The organism is Mesorhizobium sp. M4A.F.Ca.ET.050.02.1.1, assembly GCF_003997725.1.
Classification (GTDB): Bacteria; Pseudomonadota; Alphaproteobacteria; order Rhizobiales; family Rhizobiaceae; genus Mesorhizobium.
On the sequence record NZ_RZSG01000016.1, the window covers coordinates 1 to 17,322 of the forward strand.

A 17,322-nucleotide genomic window follows, 5' to 3' on the forward strand; every position below is an offset into this window, starting at 1 on the left:
TACAAAACGAAGCCGCTCGTCCATGATGCCAGTCTCTCGCCAAACCATCGCCGGGTCCTCCGGCGAGGGAGAAAACTGTCACCTATGCAATCGGTCCATTCTGTTACCTATCTATCCGGTTCGGACATCAGCCCTTTCTCCCCGTCACTATACGGGGAGAAATGCCCGGCAGGGCAATGAAGGGCGGCGCCGACATCAACAAGTCTCGGCTCAACCTCCCACATGCAAGCCGGCATCACCTGAAATCAATTCACCTCAGATCATGCTGGACAGATCCGAAAACGCCATCGCCTTGCGCAGCACCTCGGCGAAGCGCTCGCCGGCGATGTCCTTGGCGCCGCTGTTGTCGATCGAGGTGACGTCCGGTCCGGAGAGCGCGATGCTGGCGCTGCGCGCCAGGCGCGCCAGCACCTCGCCGCGCGATTCACGGCCGCGCGCCGCCAGCCGCTCGGCGAGGATTTCCGGCGCCGCGGTGATCTCGACCACCGCCAGATTGGCGTAACGCTCGCGCAGCGCCGGAATAACAGACCGCGAGACGTTGGCGACCGCGACATGGCCGTTGGCGACCGCCCAGTCGACATCGGCGGGCAGGCCGTAGCGCAGGCCGTGGGCATCCCAACACAGGGCGAAAGCGCCGTCGGCTTCAGCCTCGGCGAAGGCGGCGTCGGCCAGCGTGTCGTGGTCCTCGCTCGCCGCATCGCTCGGACGGGTGATGACACGGCGCACGAATTCCAGCCGGGTCTCTTCGGCGAAGCGGGCCTTCGCATAGCCTATCACCGTGTCCTTGCCGGCGCCGCTCGGACCGACCACGGCGACGAAGACGCCGTTGCGGATCGGGAACCTCTCGGCCGACAGTTCGCGTTCGAGCAAGGCCGAGACCATCATGCTACCCGGCGCCCCTGCCGCCAGACGGTGCGCACGACCGGCACATGATCGTCGACGCGCACGCGCACCAGATCGGCGCGCCGGCCCGGCTCGATGACGCCGCGATCGTCGAGCCCGACCGCCTCCGCCGGGTTCCTCGAGACCATGGCAACCGCCTGCGGCAGCGAGATTCCCTCGACCACGTCGCCGAGGAAGAAGGCCGACTGGATCAGGCTGAAGGGGATGTAGTCGGACGACAATATGTCGAGCAGGCCATCGCCGGCCAGCGTACGGGCCGAGACGTTGCCGGAATGCGAGGCGCCGCGCATGACGTTGGGCGCCCCCATCAGCACGCCGAGGCCGGCCGCCTTCGAGGCCCGGGCCGCCTCCTCCGTAGTCGGGAACTCGGCGACGCGCACGCCTTGCTCGATTGCTTCCTCGACGTGGCCGGCGGTGGCGTCGTCATGGCTGGCGAGCACGATGCCGCGCTCGTGGCAGGCGGCGGAGAGGAAGACGCGGTTCGGGCCGGAATTCATGGCCGATTCCGCCATGCGCTTTTCGCAGAACTTCCGGAAGTCGCGATCGGAGAGCTTCAGCTTGCGCTGGTAGTAATAGGCATAGGTTTCGAGATTGACGAACTGGCGCTGTCCTGGCGCATGGTCCATCAGCGACGCCAGCTTCACCCGCTCGTCGGTCTCGAAATTGGCGAAGGCCTTCAGGCAGTCCGGCGCCGAGACCTCGCAGCGCAGATGGATGAAGTGGTCGGCCCTGAGCCGCTCCTGCTCGACGCTGTCCTCGATGGCGTCGGCAAGCTTGCGAATGTCGGCGGATGTGAGGTCGGCGTCCTCGTCCATGCCGACACGCAAGGCATCGAGCACGGTGGTGATGCCGGCGGTCGCCACTTGCGCGTCATGAGCAAGCACGGCGGCGATCGGATTCCAGCGCACCTTCGGGCGTGGCGCGTAATGGCCTTCGAGGTGGTCGGTGTGCAGCTCGACCAGGCCGGGAATGATGTAGTCGCCGCCCATGTCCTCGCCGGCGCGGGCAGCACCCGGATCGATGGCGGCGATCAGGCCGTCGCGCAGCACCAGCGAGCCCTCGACGATCTCGTCGGCAAGCACGATGCGGGCATTGGTGAGAACGGTCTCGGCGGTCATTTCAGGCAGTCCTTGGTAATCAGGCAGTTTGGTCTCAAGCAGTTTTTGCCTCAGGCAAGCGGCGTCCCAGCGCGTGGTGGGACAGCACCATGAATGGGGCGCCCGGTTCGGTTTCGACGAACAGCGTCAGCGCATCGACCAACACCGGCCGCAGCAGCACTTCCGTGAACAGGCTGTCGATTGCTGCGCGCAGACGAGGGCTTTCCTGTGACGCGACGCGGCCGGACAGCGTCATATGAAAGCGGAAGGTCTCGAAGACGTAAGGGTAGCCCCATTGGCACAGGTTGCGGAACTCGTCCGGCTTCAGCGAATCGGGGCTGCGGCGCTCGATCTCGGCCTCGGTCAGCGGCGCGCGGAAGCGGTCGAAGGCGAGCACGACATCGCCGGCGAAGCGGTTGAGCGCCGGCACCGGCGCTTCCGGCACCAGCGCGAAGAAGCCGTCGATCTGGCCGACGACCAGGCGCGGGATGATGACCGCCTGGGTCCCTTCGGCAAAGCTGTCGAGCGCGGCGCGCAGAGAAGCCTCAGTCTCGTTCCCGGCCAGCCGGAATGGCGCCTTCAGCGTGGCATGGAAACCGTAACGGCGCGCCGAGGCGGTGTGGAAGGCAACTTCGGCCGCCGACAGCTCACCCACGGCCTCGACCGGCCGAGTGGCGGCGCCGAACGGGTCGCGTCCCAGCCAATTGGCGGCGATCCGCGCCAGCGGCTCGTCCTGGCTTGGGGTGAAATAGATGGCGTAGCGCATAAGAAGTCCTCGTCAGACCCGTTGCCATAGGTGATTTCCATGACGGATTGACGAAGCTTACGATGGTTTTCGATGGCAAATCGGCCAGGTAGGTCCTTAGCCGACGATTTTTCCGTGCTGGACCAATGGCTTCAACCGACCGCGAACCGGAAGCGATTCCGCTTGGCTGCAAAATGCTCAGTCAGGCTTTCATCAGCCATTCGTGCTCGGGCGCGTTGTGAAACTTCCAGGTGCGCTTCGGCCCGGCCATGACGTTGAGATAGTAGAGATCGTAGCCATGGCAGGCGGCGCATGGGTGGTAGCCCTTCGGCACCAGCACCACATCGCCGTCCTCGATCGCCATCGCCTCGTCCAGCTCGCGCTCGCCATTCCTGCCGGCGTCGGTATAGACGCGCTGGAAGGCAAAGCCCTGCGGCGGGTTGAGGCGGTGGTAGTAGGTTTCCTCGAGATAGGACTCCGCGGGGAGATTGTCCTGGTCATGCTTGTGCGGCGGATAGCTGGAGGTGTGACCGCCCGGCGTGATGACCTCGACCACCAGCAAAGAGTCGGCCGGCTTGCCTTCGGGCAGAATGTTGGTGACGTAGCGCGTGTTGGTGCCCTTGCCGCGCACCTCCTGGCCGAGATCCCGCGGAGCGATGACGCGGGCCGGCAGGCCGCCGCCAAGGCCGGGAGCCGAGCAGACGGCGAGTTCCAGCTCGGTGTCAGCGGTCACCGACCAGTTGGACCCCTCAGGCACATAGACCGACCAGGGCTTGCCCTCGAAGGGCGACATGCGCTCGCCGAGCAGGCCGAGATCCGTGCCGGCGGCGGACGCCTTGCCCTTGCCGGTGACGAAGACCAGGCAGACCTCGCGGTCGGCCGTTTCACCCGAAGCCGTCTCGCCCGCTTTCAGCCGATGAAGATCGAAGCCGACATAGGTCCAGCCGGCGCTTTGCGGCGTGACGTGGGCGACGCGGCCGTGGCCCTTGTCGGCCTTGACGAGCAGTTTGGACATTTTTGTCTCCTCAATCATTCCTTCGGTTCGGCCGGAGGCTTGGCCTCTTCGGCCGGCTTGTAGAGATAGAAGAACTGCCAGACGGCATAGCCGGCGAAGCCGAGCGCGATAACGCCCCAGAAAGGCGTGCCGGAAGCGAACTCAATCACCGACCAGGCCAGGCAGACAGCCACCACGGCGATGCGCCGCCACAGCGGCCGGAAGAACGGGTGCTCATAGTCTTTCATCGCGCGCCAATCCCGGATTTAGCCAAAGCGCATCAGATAGACCGAGCGCCCTGACTAATCCACCGTTCAGGCCGGAAAACCCTGCGTCTCGACCGTGTAGTCGGCGGCCGTCATCACCCGCATCAGCTCCTTGTAGCCGACCTGCGCCATCCTGAGCGGTGGATTTGCCTTCGGGTCCTGCTCGGCCTCGACCACGAACCAGCCTTCATAGCCATGGTCGGCAAACCGCTGCACGATGGCGCCGAAATCCAACGAACCGTCGCCCGGAACGGTGAAGGCGCCGAGCGCCACGGCATCGAGGAAGGACTGTTTCGTGCGGTCGAGCTTGTCGATCACGCCCATGCGCACATCCTTCACATGGACGTGGTTGATGCGCTTGTGGTGGTTGTCGATGGCGCGCAGCACGTCGCCGCCGGCAAAGGCGAGGTGGCCGGCGTCGAGCAGCAACGGAATGCCTTCGCCGGAATGGCGCATGAAGGCATCGAGCTCCGGCTCGGTCTCGACGACCGCCGCCATGTGATGGTGGTAGGAAAGCGGCATGCCCTGCTCGGCGCACCATTCGCCGAATTCGGTCAGGCGCCTGCCATAGGCCTTCATCTCGTCACCGGAGAGTTTCGGCTTGGTGGCGAGCGGCTTTGAACGGTCGCCCTGGATGGAGCGGCCGACCTCGCCATAAACGATGCAGGGCGCGTTGACGGCCTTGAACAGGTCGATCATCGGTTGGATGCGGTCCTTGTTCCTGGCCATCTCCTCATCAACCAGCGTGCCGGAGAACCAGCCGCCGCACAGCGTGACGTCCGCCTCTTTCAGGATCGGCAGCATCACCTTCGGATCGTTGGGGAAGCGGCGGCCCATCTCCATGCCGGTGAAGCCGGCCGAGCGCGACTGGCGCAGACACTCCTCCAGCGACACGTCGTCGCTCAGTTCCACGAGATCGTCGTTCCACCACGCGATGGGGGACATGCCCAGTTTGGCTTTCAAGTCGTCACTCCAATGTCGGTCGTTGCGAGGCAGACGCGGCTCAGCCCTGACGGCTGCCCACGGCTTCCTCATATTTCTTGCGCGCCGCATTCACCTGTGGCCGCGACGAGACCTCCGGCACGGCGACATCCCACCAGTGGCCGCCGGCTTCGGTCGACACCAGCGGATCGGTGTCGATGACCAGCACGGTGGTCTTGTCATTGCCCTTGGCCCTGGCGAGCGCCGTCTCCAGCTCGGCGATCGAGGCCACCTTCTCGGCCGTCGCGCCGAGGCTTGCCGCATGGGCGGCGAAGTCAACATCGGGCATCACCTCGTGGCGTGCGTCCTTCAGGAGATTGTTGAAGTTGGCGCCGCCGGTCGCCATCTGCAGCCGGTTGATGCAGCCATAGCCGCGGTTGTCGAGCAGCACGATGGTGAGCTTGAGGCCGAGCATCACCGAGGTCGCTATCTCGGAATTGAGCATCAGGTAGGAGCCGTCGCCGACCATGACGACGACCTCCTGGTCGGGCTTCGCCATCTTGACGCCGAGCCCGCCGGCGATCTCGTAGCCCATGGTCGAGAAGCCGTATTCGGCATGGTAGGAACCCGGCGCGCCGGCCTGCCAGAGCTTGTGCAACTCGCCGGGCAGACCGCCTGCCGCATGCAGCAAGGTGAGGCCTGAGCCCATGGCGCGCTGCACGGCGCCGATCACTTGCGCATCGGACGGGTAGGCGGCATTGGTCGAGGCCGTCACCTTGGCGGCGGCGACCTGCCACTCCGTCTTGCCCTTCAGCGCAGTGTCGGTCCAGGCGGATGGCGCCTTCCAGCCCTTGAGCGCAGCGGACAGTTCCGCCAGCCCTTCTGCCGCGTCGGCGACCAGCGGCAGCGCCCAGTGCTTGCCGGCATCGAAGACCTGCGTGTTCAGCCCGATGATGGTGCGGCCGGCATTCTTGAACAGCGCCCAGGAGCCGGTGGTGAAATCCTGCAGCCTGGTGCCGACGGCCAGCACGACATCGGCCTGCTCCGCCAGCCGGTTGGCGGCGGAGGTGCCGGTGACGCCGACAGCGGCCATGTTGAGCGGATGGTCGTCCGGCAGCGAGGATTTGCCGCCTTGCGTCTCGCAGACCGGGATGCCGGCGCTTTGCACCAACTTGGCCAACTCGGTCGAAGCCTGCGAATAGAGCACCCCGCCGCCGGCGATCACCAGCGGCTTCTTCGCGCCCTTCAGCGCCGCGACGGCGGCGGCCAGTTCGTTGCGGTCCGGACGAACCCGGCGCGGTGTCCAGACGCGCTCGGCAAACAGGCTTTCGGGATAATCGTAGGCCTCGGCCTGCACGTCCTGGCAAAGTGAGAGCGTCACCGGGCCGCATTCGGCCGGGTCAGTCAGCACCTGCATGGCGCGGTTGAGCGCCGGGATGATCTGCTCCGGTCGCGTGATGCGGTCGAAATAGCGCGACACGGCGCGGAAGCAGTCGTTGACGCTCGCCGTGCCGTCGGAGAAGTCTTCCGCCTGCTGCAACACCGGATCGGGCAAGCGGTTGGCGAAGACATCACCCGGCAAAAACAGGACAGGCAACCGGTTTACGTGTGCCAGGGCTGCCGCCGTCACCATGTTCAGCGCACCGGGACCGATCGAGCTGGTCGCGGCCATGAAGCGGCGGCGGAAATTGGCCTTGGCATAGGCGATCGCCGCATGCGCCATCGCCTGCTCGTTGTGGGCACGGAAGGTCGGCAATTCGTCGCGCACCTGGTAGAGCGCCTCGCCGAGCCCGGCGACGTTGCCATGACCGAAGATCGCCCAGACGCCGCCGAAGATCGGTACTTTCTGGCCGTCGATCTCGGTCATCTGGCGCGACAGGAAGCGGGTCACGGCCTGCGCCATGGTCAGGCGAACGGTCTTCGTCATTTGTCGTTTCCTCCGGCTTTCATTAGCGCCGTTTTCTCATGCTGCCTTGCGGCCGCGCGCGGCAAGCCACGCCTCGGTCAACTGTTCGAAGCGAGCAGCCATGTCGGCCACCGCCTCCTCATCCGACATCTTGCCGGCCAGCCATTGTTCGGCGGCGTTGATGAAGATGGTGCGACCGACGGCAAAGCCCTTGACGATCGGTGCCTTGGCGGTAGCGGCAAACGCCGCGACGAGCTCGTCCTGCGGCGCCTCGAGCCCGAGCAGCACGACACCGCGGCACCATGGATCGTTCTTGACGATCACCGCCTCGATCTTGGCCCAGGCGCTTGCGGATGCCTGCGGCTCGAGCTTCCACCAGTCGGGCTTGATGCCCAGCGCGTAGAGTTCCTCCAGCGCGCGCGGAATGGTGGTGTCTTCGAGCTTGCCGTGCTTGCCGGCGATGATCTCGACGAGAAGCTCCCTGCCCACTTTCCGCGCGGCCTCGAACAGGCTGCGCAGCTTCTGCTGCTGCTCTAGCTTCAGCGCCTCGGGGTCGTCCGGGTGGTAGAAGCACAGGCATTTGATGCAGTGCTCGACCGGCCAGTCGATCAGCTGCGAGCCGATGTCTTGCGAGAATTCGAAGCGCAGCGGTCGCGAGCCCGGCAGCTCGACCGGGCGGCCAAGCCAGGCGAAGGGATGGCGGGCGAATTCGAACATGGCGTCGCGGCCGTATCTCTCGTCGAGCAGCATGCCGTAACCGGCGCGGCCGGCGGCGACCCTGGCCGCCGCCTTGACGGTCAGCACCTTGAAATCCTCGATGCGCGCGACATCGGCACCGGCCTTGGCGGCGACGTCCTCGAGCTGGATTCGATGGTCACAGGCGAGCGCCATCAGCGAGGGAACATCGCGCCGGCGCGTCGTCGCCCAATGGATGTGGTTGATGGCCTCGTCCTTGCGCAGCGCCAGATGCTTGCTGCCGTGCTTGAGGAAGTACTGCAATTCCTCGAAGGTCGGATATTCCGGCGCGCAGAGCAGGCGCGACACCGCGAAGGCGCCGCAGGCATTGGCCCAGGTCGCAGCCGTGGCAAAACTTTCACCGCCGAGCCAGCCGCGCAGGAAGCCCGACATGAAGGCATCGCCAGCGCCGAGCACGTTGTAGACCTCGATCGGGAAGCCCTTGCCGACGACGCCGTCCTCGAGGTCGTCGCTGATCGGCCCGTCATAGACGATGCAGCCCATGGCGCCGCGCTTGAGCACGATGGTGGCCGAGGACAAGGAGCGGATGGTCTTCAGCGCGCTCAGGCAATCGTCGGCGCCCGAGGCGATCATGATCTCCTCCTCGGTGCCGACGATCAGGTCGCAATCCGGCAGCACCGTCTTCAGCTGGGCCGAGACGCGGTCCGACTTGACGTAACGCTCGAAGCCCTCGGCATGGCCGGCGAGGCCCCAGAGGTTGGGACGGTAGTCGATGTCGAAGACCACCTTGCCGCCCTTGGCCTTCATGATGCGGATCGCCTTGCGCTGCGCGGCATCGCTGTTAGGTCGCGAGAAATGCGTGCCGGTGACGACGATCGCGCGGGCAGAGGCAATAAACGCCTCGTCGATATCCTCCTCGGCCAGCGCCATGTCGGCGCAGTCGGAGCGGTAGAAGATCATCGGCGAGACGCCTTCGTCCTCGACCGAGAGCAGCACCAGCGCGGTCAGCCGCTCCTTGTCGGTCTTCAGCCCATCGACCGAGACGCCTTCACGCTTGAGCTGCTCGCGGATGAAGCGGCCCATCTGCTCGTCGCCGACGCGGGTGAGCAGCGCCGAGCGCAGGCCGAGCCTGGCGGTGCCGACGGAGATGTTGGCCGGGCAGCCGCCGACCGATTTGGCGAAGGAGGTGATGTCCTCCAGCCGTGAGCCGATCTGCTGGCCATAGAGATCGACCGAGGCGCGACCGATGGTGATGACGTCGAGCGCTTTCGCTTCCACGGCTTCGCCCATTCGAACCTCCCATCGGCCTTATTGTCTTGAGCAACCCCGTTTTGGGGTACACGCGCGAGCGGCAGCGTGACGCCTGAATTATGAAATAATAATTCCAATCTGTAGTCAAGATGGAATGAGCATTCCCTAGCCGAAAAAGACTGCAGGCCCGAGCCGTTCAGCCCTTGCGCTTGCGGCCCGTGTCGCGCCGCTTCTCGCCGACTGCGACGGTCAGCGCCATGGCCAGCGCCATGGTCGCCGACAGCGAGCGGAAGCCGGCGAAATCGGCCTCGGCGACCTCGAACCAGACCTCGGCGAACTGGGCCAGCGGCGAGAACGACGAGTCGGTGATGGCGACGATCGGCACGCCCTGTTCGGAAATGGAACGCGTCTCTTCGATGGTCGCCGGCGCGTAAGGAGAAAAGCTGATGGCGATGACGGCGTCCCTCGGCGTGGCAAAGCCGATCATCTCGGCGTTCAGCCCGGCGGCCGACTCGATCAGCTGGTTGCGGATCTTGAGCTTGCCCAGCGCATAGGCGATGTAGGAGGCGACCGGGTAGGAGCGGCGCTTGGCCAGCACAAAAATGGTCTCGGCCTTGGCCAGCAGCGCGATGGCCTCCTCGAAATGCGGTTCGTTCAGCGTGCGCGAAATGTCACTCAGCGAGGTACTGGCGGCGGCGACGAAACCGTCGAAGATCGCCCGGTGGCCGGCGCCTTCCTCGGCCTTGGCGCGCAATGCGGCCAGCCGCTCGTCATAGGAGGAATTGCGTTCGCGCAGGCGCTCGCGGAACACAAGCTGCAGGCTGGTGAAGCCGTCGAAGCCAAGCTGCTGGGCGAAGCGGATCAGCGTCGAGGGCTGGACGCCGGCGGAGGCGGCGATGCTGGCAGCGGTACCGAAGGCGATGTCGTCGGGATTGTCGAGCGCATAGGCGGCGATCTGCGCGATGCGCTTGGGCAGGCTCTGGCGCCGCTCCAGGATCGTCGCGCGCAGCGTCTCGAAATCGCGGGGAACCCGTTCGTCCATCGTCGCTCCGCCCACGGCCATACCGATAGTCCCCTCTCCTGCCTCATCATAGCGACTTCACGCAAGAACGCCATAAAAAATGATTTGGACATTCCATTCCAAGCGGAAATGGATTAATTCATCCACGCGAAATTCTTCCCCAGAACGGTTCCTGGAAACGCAGAACCGTTCTAGCTGTTTGTTGACGCAATTCCGGACGGAAAGCCGTTTCTTACTTTTCCTGGAATTGCTCTGGCGCGGAGACATCCAAATGGTCGGAGTGGGCCTCATCGGCACGGGTTTCATGGGCAAGTGCCATGCCATCGCCTGGAGCTCTGTCGCCACCGTGTTTCCCGACGTGGCCAAGCCGAAGCTGGTGCATCTCGGCGAGGTCAATGACGAGCTTGCCAAACGCAAGGCCGGTGAATTCGGCTTCGCGAAAGGCTCCGGCGACTGGCGCGCCGTGGTCGACGACCCGGAGGTCGAGATCGTCTCGCTGACCACGCCCAACCAGTACCATCCGGAAATGGCCATCGCCATCCTCGAAGCCGGCAAGCATCTCTGGTGCGAGAAGCCGATGGCGCCAGGCTTCACGGAAGCCGAGGCGATGGCAGAGGCGGCCGGGAAATCCGGCAAGGTGGCGGCGCTCGGCTACAACTACATCCAGAACCCTGCCATCCGCCATATCGGCGCGCTGCTCGAGGAGAAGATCATCGGCGAGGTCAACCATCTACGCATCGAGATGGACGAGGACTTCATGGCCGACCCCGAGGCGGCGTTCTTCTGGAAGCACGAGGCGGCGTCGGGCTACGGCGCGCTCGACGATTTCGCCGTGCATCCGCTGTCGCTGATCAAGGTGCTGTTCGGCCGCGTCGGCCGCGTCATGTGCGACATGGCCAAGCCTTATGCCGACCGCAAGGTCGCATCCGGGGGGCGCCGCGCGGTCGAGACCTACGACATCGCCAGCGTGCTGATGCATCTCGAGAACGGCATAGCCGGCACGCTGCTGGTCAACCGCTCGGCCTGGGGCCGCAAGGGCCGCATCGCCATCCAGATCTTCGGCTCGAAGGGCTCGATCCTCTACGACCAGGAGAGGTTCAATGAGTTCCAGCTCTACCTGACGGCCGACAGGCCGACCGAGCAGGGCTACCGCACGATCCTGGTGGCGCCGCACCACAAGCCTTACGACGCCTTCGTGCCGGCGCCGGGCCACGGCCTCGGCTTCAATGACCTCAAGATCATCGAATGCCGCGAGCTCCTGCTGCGGCTTGCCGGCAAGCCGGCGAGGATCATCGACTTCGACGAGGGGCTGGAGATCGAGCGCACCGTGCATGCGATGGCGCGCTCGTTCCAGGAACAGCGCTGGGTGGACGTGCGGTAATTTCACGTCGTTCGCCGACGCGAAGAAAGGTTGCCGGCTTTCCCGCGAACCGTCGCAAACGTTTGCGATTGGACGCAGCTTTCCGACTTCGTCATCCTTGGGCGTAGCGACGCGAAGCGGAGTGAAGACCCAAGGATCCATGCCGTTACCTCGGCCGAAGGATGCAGCGGCGCAGAATTCTGCACCTTCGCAACGCTTCAACGTCACGGCATGGATCCCATGGTCTGCGCCGCGTCGCTTCGCTCCTTGCTCCGCCATAGGATGACGACCTGATGGGCGTTTCGGCCAATCTCCGAGGGTTCCGAGATACCAAGGTAAGCACAACGCGACAGGTCGGAATTTCCGCGGTACGTATCTTGAGATCCCTCTCAGGCGCTCGCAGCCGATGCGTTGATCTCCCAGCCGTCCACCCAGACCTGCCGCAGCCGGTCGCCTTCGCCCTTGAACCATAGGCCCGCCAGCCGGCAGTCCTCGATGCGGTCGCTGCGGAAGTTGCGGATGGCCTGGCGCAACTCGCACCAGGCGACGATGTTGGCGGTCTCGGCGTAGTAGATGAGCGCGACAGGCCGGATGATGCGCTTCGTGTTGCGGCCCGCTTCATCGCGATATGAAAGGTCGAGCTTCTCCTCGTCGCGAATGGCACGGCGCACCAAGGCAAGATCGACCGCCGAAGCCGAAGGCGCTGCAAAACCCCAGGCGTGCAGAGCATTGGCGTCGAGCGTCTGGCGCAAGGGCGGCGGCACCGCGCCGGCGATCTTGGCGCTTACGCGCTTTGCGGCCTGCTTGAGCTCGTCGTCGCCGGTGCGCTCGAGCAGGGCCAGCGACAGCACGATCGCCTCCATCTCCTCGATCGAGAACATCAGTGGCGGCAGGTCGAAGCCCGGACGCAGGACGTAGCCAATGCCGCGCCCGCCCTCGATCGGAACGCGCATCGCCTGAAGTGCCGCGATATCGCGATAGATCGAGCGCACTGTCACTTCCAGCTGTTCGGCAATCATGGCCGCCGTCACCGGCTGCCTGGCCAGCCGCAGGATCTGGATGATCTCGAACAGGCGCGAGGCCTTGCGCATTTCCTTACCAGCTCCGAACGCAACTGACACATCCCCGTCAGTTGCGATGACCTATAGGGCCGCTTACCGGCTTGAAAATCAATAGATTCATTGGCGCCTTGCGGGGCGCGGCGACAGGCAACTGACATGGGCTATGCGGAAAATCTCTGGCTCTTCTTCATCCTGCTGTTCGGGATCATCGCCGTGCCTGGCATGGACATGCTGTTCGTGCTGGCCAATGCGCTGACCGGCGGCAGCAACAGAGGCCTTGCCGCGACCGGCGGCATCATGCTGGGCGGCATTGTGCACACGCTGAACGGCGCGATCGGCGTCGGCCTGCTCATGCATTTCGTACCGATCCTGTTCACGCCGCTGCTGGTCGCCGGCGCCGCCTACATGGCCTATATCGGCATCACGCTGATGCGCAGCTCCATCACCATCGGCCAGGACGGGCCTTCCGGCAGCCGTTCCGCCTGGAAGGCGTTTCGCCAGGGGCTGATGACCTGCCTGATCAATCCGAAGGCCTACCTCTTCATCCTCGCCGTCTATCCGCAGTTCCTGAAGCCGGATTACGGCCCGATCTGGATGCAGGCGACCGTCATGGGGCTGATGACGATCGCCACGCAGGCCGCCATCTATGGCGGGCTCGCGGTTACCGCCGGCCGCAGCCGTGAGCTGCTGGTCGCCAACCCGCAGGCGACCGTCCTTGCCGGTCGGGCGGCGGGGCTGCTGCTGTTCGCGGTCTCGGTGTTCACCGCCTGGGAGGGATTGAACTCGGCGTGAGCCTCAAGGGTCCACGCCGAGTTCCTTCCAGCATCCCCCATCTGTCTCGGCGCTGCGCGTCCGATCCACCTTCTCCCAGAGGGGGAGTAGGAAGTCAGGCCGCGCCCTGCCGGGTCGCCAGCATTTCGCGTTTCACGGACCGGCGCCATTCGACCGCGCCGGCAAGCCCGTGCAGCACCGTCTCGGTGGTCGCCCAGTCGATGCAGCCATCGGTGATGCTCTGGCCGTAGGTGAGCGGCTTGCCGGGCACCACGTCCTGGCGGCCGGTGACGAGGTTGCTCTCGATCATGACGCCGATGATGCGCTCGTCGCCGGCCGCCACCTGGCCGGCCACGTCGGCCGCCACCTTGGGCTGGTTCTCCGGCCTCTTGCTCGAGTTGGCGTGGCTGACATCGATCATCAGACGCGGCGCGACCCCGATGCGTCCGAGTTCCGCAGCGGACGCGGCGACGCTCACCGCGTCGTAGTTGGGCTGGATCCCGCCGCGCAGGATGACGTGGCAGTCCTCGTTGCCGGTGGTCGCCGCGATCGCGCTCCGCCCGCCCTTGGTCACCGCCATGAAATGATGCGGCTGAGCGGCCGATTTCACCGCCTCAGCGGCGATCCGAAGATTACCGTCGGTGCCGTTCTTGAAGCCGACCGGGCAGGAGAGGCCCGACGCCAGCTCGCGATGGATCTGGCTTTCGGTTGTGCGCGCGCCGATGGCGCCCCAGGCGACGAGGTCGGCGATGTATTGCGGCGTGGTCATATCGAGGAACTCGGTCGCCGCCGGCAGGCCGAGATTGTTGACGGCGGCGAGCACGTTGCGCGCCATACGCAACCCCTTGTCGATGTTGAAGCTGCCGTCGAGGTCGGGATCGTTGATCAGACCCTTCCAACCGACCGTGGTGCGCGGCTTCTCGAAATAGACGCGCATGACGATCTCGAGCCGGTCGGCAAGGGCTTCGCGCAGCGCCGCCAGACGGCTGGCGTAGTCCATCGCGGCGACCGGATCGTGGATCGAACAGGGGCCGACGATGACCAAAAGCCGGTCGTCGGCACCCGTCAGGATCGAATGGATGGCGTTGCGCGACGCGGTAACGGTGCGCGTCGCCGTCAGCGTGCGCGGTATCTCGCGCATCACCTCTTCCGGCGTGCTCAGTTCCTTGAGGTCGGTGACCCGAAGGTCGTCTGTGGTGGTCAACACGGCTTTCTGCTCCTGGTTAGGAGACCTGCCGGCTGAAACAAAAAAGCCGCCAGGTCTGGCGGCTTGTCGGACTGTTTTGCTGCAATCTTCAGATCGAGCGCAATCCTCCCGCCGCCAGCGAGCTACCGTAGCTAAAGTACCAAAACGAGGCGGTCAGGTGGATCATGCGGCTCATATAGTCGAAGCCGAAGCGTTTGTCACGTGTCGTGTTGTAGCGGGCCAATTGGCGAAACCGTTGATGACGGCGCCCCTCTCCCCGTCGCTATACGGAGAGAGGATGCCGGAAGGCAGGTGAGGGGCGGCGCCTACGGCAGAAAGACAAGGCCAGGCGGAGATATCGGCCTTCAACCTGAGTTTGGACCCATAGCTGTCAAAGTCGGCGCTGCCCCTCATTGCCCTGCCGGGCATTTCTCCCCGTATAGTGACGAAAGGGCTGGCCGCAGCGCCGGCCCTTACTCGCCGATCACGCCGGCGACGTTCTGGTCATAGTCGACCAGCGAGCCGGTCATGACGCCGGCCTGCGGGCTCAGCATGTAGGTGATCAGCCGGGCAAGCTGCGCGGGCTTGACCAATTGGCCCATCGGCTGCGCGGCCTCGGCCTTTTCCAGCCAGTCGTCCGGCGCGTCGTGCCACTTCTTCTGCACGATCGCCTCGCCCTCTGTGTCCATCCAGCCGGGCAGCACGGCGTTGCAGCGGATGCGGTCCCTCCGATAGGAGCTGGCGACATTCTTGGTCAGCGTCATCAGCGCGCCCTTGCTGGTCGAATAGGGCGTCAGGAAGGACTGTCCGGCATGCGCCGACATCGACAGCACGTTGACGATCGAGCCCGGCGCCTTACGCGCCAGAAGATGCGCGACCAGGCCCTGCATCAGGAAGAAGGGGCCGCGTACATTGGTGTCGAAAATCTGGTCGAAGACGTCCTCTGTCGTTTCGATAAGCGAGCCGCGCGCCGAGGTGGCGGCGGCGTTGACCAGCGCGTTCAGCGTGCCGAAATGCGCGATCGCCGTGTCGACAGCGCGCTTGCAGTCGGCGACCCTGGCGACGTCGGCGCTGATGAAGATGGCGTCGACGCCGCCGTTCTTCAGCGCCGCGACGGCCTTGTCGCCCTTCTCCTGCGAGCGGCCGACCAGCGCCAGCGCGCGGCAGCCCTCGTCGGCCAGCGCCTCGGCGACGGCGAAGCCGATACCTTGCGCGCCGCCGGTGACGATGGCGCGCGTTTCCGAATTGCGACCGGCCAAACCGCTCATCGCTGTTCTCCTGTGTTCGAATTCAAAAAGCTCAGTCGACGCGAACAGTCTTGCCGGTCTTCGCCGACTTCAGCGCGGCGTCCGCAAGCTTCAGCGCCACAAGGCCGTCCGTTCCGCTTGGCGCCGCCTTCTTGCCCTTGGTTGCCGCGCCGATGAAGGCGGCGATCTCGTTGGCGTAGGCGTCGAGGTAGCGGGTCATGAAGAAGTCGTGCAGCGGCGGGCGGGTGTAGCCCTTGTCGTTGGCAAGCTCGATCGACACCGGCCGCTGGTTCTCGGCGGCGACCATGCCCTTCGAGCCGTGCACCTCGATGCGCTGGTCGTAGCCATAGGTGGCGCGGCGCGAGTTGGAGATGACGGCCTGCTTGCCCGACGCGGTTTCCAGGATGACGCTGACCGAGTCGAAATCGCCGGCCTCGCCGATCTTCTTGTCGACCAGCACCGAGGCATGGGCGCTGACCGCCACCGGCTCCTCGCCGAGCAGGAAGCGCGCCATGTCGAAATCGTGGATGGTCATATCGCGGAAGATGCCGCCCGAGCGGGCGATGTACTCGAGCGGCGGCGCGCCCGGATCGCGCGAGGTGATGGTGACCATCTCGACCGCGCCAATGGCGCCGTCATCGATCGCCTTGCGCACGGCGGCGAAATGCGGGTCGAAGCGGCGGTTGAAGCCTACCATCAGCGTGGCGCCGGCCTTCTCGACCACGGCCAGGCATTTTTCCACGCGCTTGAAGTCGAGGTCGATCGGCTTCTCGCAGAAGATCGCCTTGCCGGCCTTGGCAAAGCGCTCGATGAGGTCGGCATGGGTGTCGGTGGGCGTGCAGATGATGACGGCGTCGATGTCCTTGGCCTTCTCGATGGCCTCGATGCTGCGCACTTCGGCGCCATAGGCCGAGGCCAGATCGCTCGCCGCCTTCTCGAAAGCATCGGCAACGGCAACCAGTTTTGCGTCGGGATTGGAGCCGACGGCGCGGGCATGGACCTTGCCGATGCGGCCGGCGCCGAGAAGAGCGAAGCGGATAGTCATGAATTGTCCTTTGAGGTGGTTCTAAAACATGTCCGCGCCTCTAGGCGCGGACGATCTGGTTGGTCCCGTCGTGACGCCCGTCAGGCCGCCTGGAGCTCCGCCTGCCCGGTCTTGGCGCCGGTGATGTAGGCGACGATGTCGTTGCCGTCGGTGTCCTGCTTGCGCAAATTGGCGACGATCTTGCCGCGCCGGAAGACGACGATGCGGTCGACCAGGTCGAACACCTGGCGCATGTTGTGGCTGATCAGGATCAGCGGTTCGCCATTCTCCTTCAGCGTGCGGATGATGTTTTCGACCTGCGCCGTCTCCTGCACGCCAAGGGCCGCCGTCGGCTCGTCCATGATGATCAGCTTGGACGCGAAGGTCGCGGTGCGGGCGATCGCCACGCACTGGCGCTGGCCGCCCGACATGTGGCGGATGGTGCTCGAGAGGTTCGGGATCTTCACCGCGGTGCGGACCAATGCCGCCTCGGTCGCCTTGCGCATGAATTTGCGGTCGAGGATCGAGAAGGGGCCGAGATTGAACAACACCTTCTCGCGGCCGAGGAAGAGGTTGGACGGCACGTCGAGATCGTCGGCGAGCGCGAGGTTCTGGAACACGGTCTCGATGCCGGCCTCGCGCGCCTCGATCGGCCCGGCGAAGTTCACTTCCTTGCCGTCGAACCAGACCTTGCCGTCGGTTCGCTGCTCGACGCCGGTGATCTGGCGCACGAAGGTCGACTTGCCGGCGCCGTTGTCGCCCATGATGGCGACATGCTCGCCCTTGCGCAGTTCGAAGTTCGCGCCTTCGAGAGCATGCACGCCGCCATAGCGCTTGGTCAGGTTTTCGGTCTTGAGAACGATGTCCGACATG

General features: G+C 65.1%; 17 protein-coding genes. 2 read left to right on the forward strand and 15 right to left on the reverse strand.

What is annotated here, in order from left to right; genetic code table 11:
• Window positions 1-255: 255 nt before the first annotated feature.
• The 9 genes from phnN to EOA33_RS02725 form a co-directional block, all read right to left on the reverse strand.
• Window positions 256-885, reverse strand: coding sequence for a phosphonate metabolism protein/1,5-bisphosphokinase (PRPP-forming) PhnN (gene phnN / locus EOA33_RS02685; RefSeq protein WP_189347775.1), 630 nt, complete (start codon window positions 883-885; stop codon window positions 256-258).
• A complete protein-coding gene (locus EOA33_RS02690; RefSeq protein ID WP_127404890.1) occupies window positions 882-2,021 on the reverse strand; it encodes an alpha-D-ribose 1-methylphosphonate 5-triphosphate diphosphatase in 1,140 nt (379 codons plus the stop codon). Before EOA33_RS02690 ends, phnN begins: the two co-directional genes overlap by 4 nt.
• A 34-nt stretch (window positions 2,022-2,055) precedes the next feature.
• Window positions 2,056-2,766: a DUF1045 domain-containing protein gene (locus EOA33_RS02695; protein WP_127404891.1), complete on the reverse strand. Its 711-nt coding sequence runs from the start codon at window positions 2,764-2,766 to the stop codon at window positions 2,056-2,058.
• Between the two features lie 181 nt (window positions 2,767-2,947).
• Window positions 2,948-3,760: a 5-deoxy-glucuronate isomerase gene (iolB, locus tag EOA33_RS02700; protein ID WP_127404892.1), complete on the reverse strand. Its 813-nt coding sequence runs from the start codon at window positions 3,758-3,760 to the stop codon at window positions 2,948-2,950.
• Window positions 3,761-3,774: 14 nt separating this feature from the next.
• Window positions 3,775-3,987: a DUF3329 domain-containing protein gene (locus EOA33_RS02705; protein WP_126057076.1), complete on the reverse strand. Its 213-nt coding sequence runs from the start codon at window positions 3,985-3,987 to the stop codon at window positions 3,775-3,777.
• Window positions 3,988-4,053: 66 nt separating this feature from the next.
• Window positions 4,054-4,968, reverse strand: coding sequence for a myo-inosose-2 dehydratase (gene iolE / locus EOA33_RS02710; protein ID WP_127404893.1), 915 nt, complete (start codon window positions 4,966-4,968; stop codon window positions 4,054-4,056).
• A 40-nt stretch (window positions 4,969-5,008) separates the two neighbouring features.
• A complete protein-coding gene (iolD, locus tag EOA33_RS02715) occupies window positions 5,009-6,853 on the reverse strand; it encodes a 3D-(3,5/4)-trihydroxycyclohexane-1,2-dione acylhydrolase (decyclizing) (RefSeq protein WP_127404894.1) in 1,845 nt (614 codons plus the stop codon).
• A 36-nt stretch (window positions 6,854-6,889) separates the two neighbouring features.
• A complete protein-coding gene (gene iolC, locus EOA33_RS02720; RefSeq protein WP_127404895.1) occupies window positions 6,890-8,818 on the reverse strand; it encodes a 5-dehydro-2-deoxygluconokinase in 1,929 nt (642 codons plus the stop codon).
• Window positions 8,819-8,975: 157 nt separating this feature from the next.
• The gene (locus tag EOA33_RS02725) at window positions 8,976-9,821 is read right to left on the reverse strand and encodes a MurR/RpiR family transcriptional regulator (RefSeq protein WP_189375477.1); all 846 of its coding nucleotides are present in this window, start codon (window positions 9,819-9,821) and stop codon (window positions 8,976-8,978) included.
• A 250-nt stretch (window positions 9,822-10,071) separates the two neighbouring features.
• On the opposite strand from EOA33_RS02725, the gene EOA33_RS02730 reads away from it, so the two are divergent.
• Window positions 10,072-11,181, forward strand: coding sequence for a Gfo/Idh/MocA family oxidoreductase (locus EOA33_RS02730; RefSeq protein WP_127404897.1), 1,110 nt, complete (start codon window positions 10,072-10,074; stop codon window positions 11,179-11,181).
• A gap of 368 nt (window positions 11,182-11,549) precedes the next feature.
• Here EOA33_RS02730 and EOA33_RS02735 read toward each other — a convergent pair whose 3' ends face one another.
• Window positions 11,550-12,251: a YafY family protein gene (locus EOA33_RS02735; RefSeq protein WP_127404898.1), complete on the reverse strand. Its 702-nt coding sequence runs from the start codon at window positions 12,249-12,251 to the stop codon at window positions 11,550-11,552.
• A 126-nt stretch (window positions 12,252-12,377) separates the two neighbouring features.
• On the opposite strand from EOA33_RS02735, the gene EOA33_RS02740 reads away from it, so the two are divergent.
• The gene (locus EOA33_RS02740) at window positions 12,378-13,013 is read left to right on the forward strand and encodes a LysE family translocator (protein ID WP_127404899.1); all 636 of its coding nucleotides are present in this window, start codon (window positions 12,378-12,380) and stop codon (window positions 13,011-13,013) included.
• A gap of 94 nt (window positions 13,014-13,107) precedes the next feature.
• On the opposite strand, the gene EOA33_RS02745 is transcribed toward EOA33_RS02740, so the two are convergent.
• The 5 genes from EOA33_RS02745 to EOA33_RS02765 form a co-directional block, all read right to left on the reverse strand.
• On the reverse strand, window positions 13,108-14,199 hold the full coding sequence (locus EOA33_RS02745) for a 3-deoxy-7-phosphoheptulonate synthase (RefSeq protein WP_127404900.1): 1,092 nt from the start codon (window positions 14,197-14,199) through the stop codon (window positions 13,108-13,110).
• An 88-nt stretch (window positions 14,200-14,287) separates the two neighbouring features.
• Window positions 14,288-14,422, reverse strand: a complete 135-nt coding sequence (locus EOA33_RS41285) for a hypothetical protein (protein WP_281033003.1) — start codon at window positions 14,420-14,422, stop codon at window positions 14,288-14,290.
• A 229-nt stretch (window positions 14,423-14,651) separates the two neighbouring features.
• Window positions 14,652-15,446, reverse strand: a complete 795-nt coding sequence (locus EOA33_RS02755) for an SDR family oxidoreductase (protein WP_127404902.1) — start codon at window positions 15,444-15,446, stop codon at window positions 14,652-14,654.
• Between the two features lie 31 nt (window positions 15,447-15,477).
• A complete protein-coding gene (iolG, locus tag EOA33_RS02760) occupies window positions 15,478-16,470 on the reverse strand; it encodes an inositol 2-dehydrogenase (protein ID WP_126057087.1) in 993 nt (330 codons plus the stop codon).
• An 80-nt stretch (window positions 16,471-16,550) separates the two neighbouring features.
• Window positions 16,551-17,321 carry an ATP-binding cassette domain-containing protein gene (locus EOA33_RS02765; RefSeq protein ID WP_126057088.1) on the reverse strand — a complete coding sequence of 257 codons (771 nt, stop codon included), beginning with the start codon at window positions 17,319-17,321 and terminating at the stop codon, window positions 16,551-16,553.
• Between the last annotated feature and the right edge of the window lies 1 nt (window position 17,322).

Excerpts from the sequence above, each read along its gene's own strand:
- EOA33_RS02695 (WP_127404891.1), bottom strand. The coding sequence starts at position 2,766 with ATGCGCTACGCCATCTATTTCACCCCAAGCCAGGACGAGCCGCTGGCG.
- iolG (WP_126057087.1), bottom strand. The coding sequence starts at position 16,470 with ATGACTATCCGCTTCGCTCTTCTCGGCGCCGGCCGCATCGGCAAGGTC.
- EOA33_RS02730 (WP_127404897.1), top strand. The coding sequence starts at position 10,072 with ATGGTCGGAGTGGGCCTCATCGGCACGGGTTTCATGGGCAAGTGCCAT.
- phnN (WP_189347775.1), bottom strand. The coding sequence starts at position 885 with ATGATGGTCTCGGCCTTGCTCGAACGCGAACTGTCGGCCGAGAGGTTC.
- iolD (WP_127404894.1), bottom strand. The coding sequence starts at position 6,853 with ATGACGAAGACCGTTCGCCTGACCATGGCGCAGGCCGTGACCCGCTTC.
- EOA33_RS02765 (WP_126057088.1), bottom strand. The coding sequence starts at position 17,321 with ATGTCGGACATCGTTCTCAAGACCGAAAACCTGACCAAGCGCTATGGC.
- iolB (WP_127404892.1), bottom strand. The coding sequence starts at position 3,760 with ATGTCCAAACTGCTCGTCAAGGCCGACAAGGGCCACGGCCGCGTCGCC.
- EOA33_RS02740 (WP_127404899.1), top strand. The coding sequence starts at position 12,378 with ATGGGCTATGCGGAAAATCTCTGGCTCTTCTTCATCCTGCTGTTCGGG.
- EOA33_RS02725 (WP_189375477.1), bottom strand. The coding sequence starts at position 9,821 with ATGGACGAACGGGTTCCCCGCGATTTCGAGACGCTGCGCGCGACGATC.
- iolC (WP_127404895.1), bottom strand. The coding sequence starts at position 8,818 with ATGGGCGAAGCCGTGGAAGCGAAAGCGCTCGACGTCATCACCATCGGT.
- EOA33_RS02705 (WP_126057076.1), bottom strand. The coding sequence starts at position 3,987 with ATGAAAGACTATGAGCACCCGTTCTTCCGGCCGCTGTGGCGGCGCATC.
- EOA33_RS02735 (WP_127404898.1), bottom strand. The coding sequence starts at position 12,251 with ATGCGCAAGGCCTCGCGCCTGTTCGAGATCATCCAGATCCTGCGGCTG.
- EOA33_RS02690 (WP_127404890.1), bottom strand. The coding sequence starts at position 2,021 with ATGACCGCCGAGACCGTTCTCACCAATGCCCGCATCGTGCTTGCCGAC.
- EOA33_RS02755 (WP_127404902.1), bottom strand. The coding sequence starts at position 15,446 with ATGAGCGGTTTGGCCGGTCGCAATTCGGAAACGCGCGCCATCGTCACC.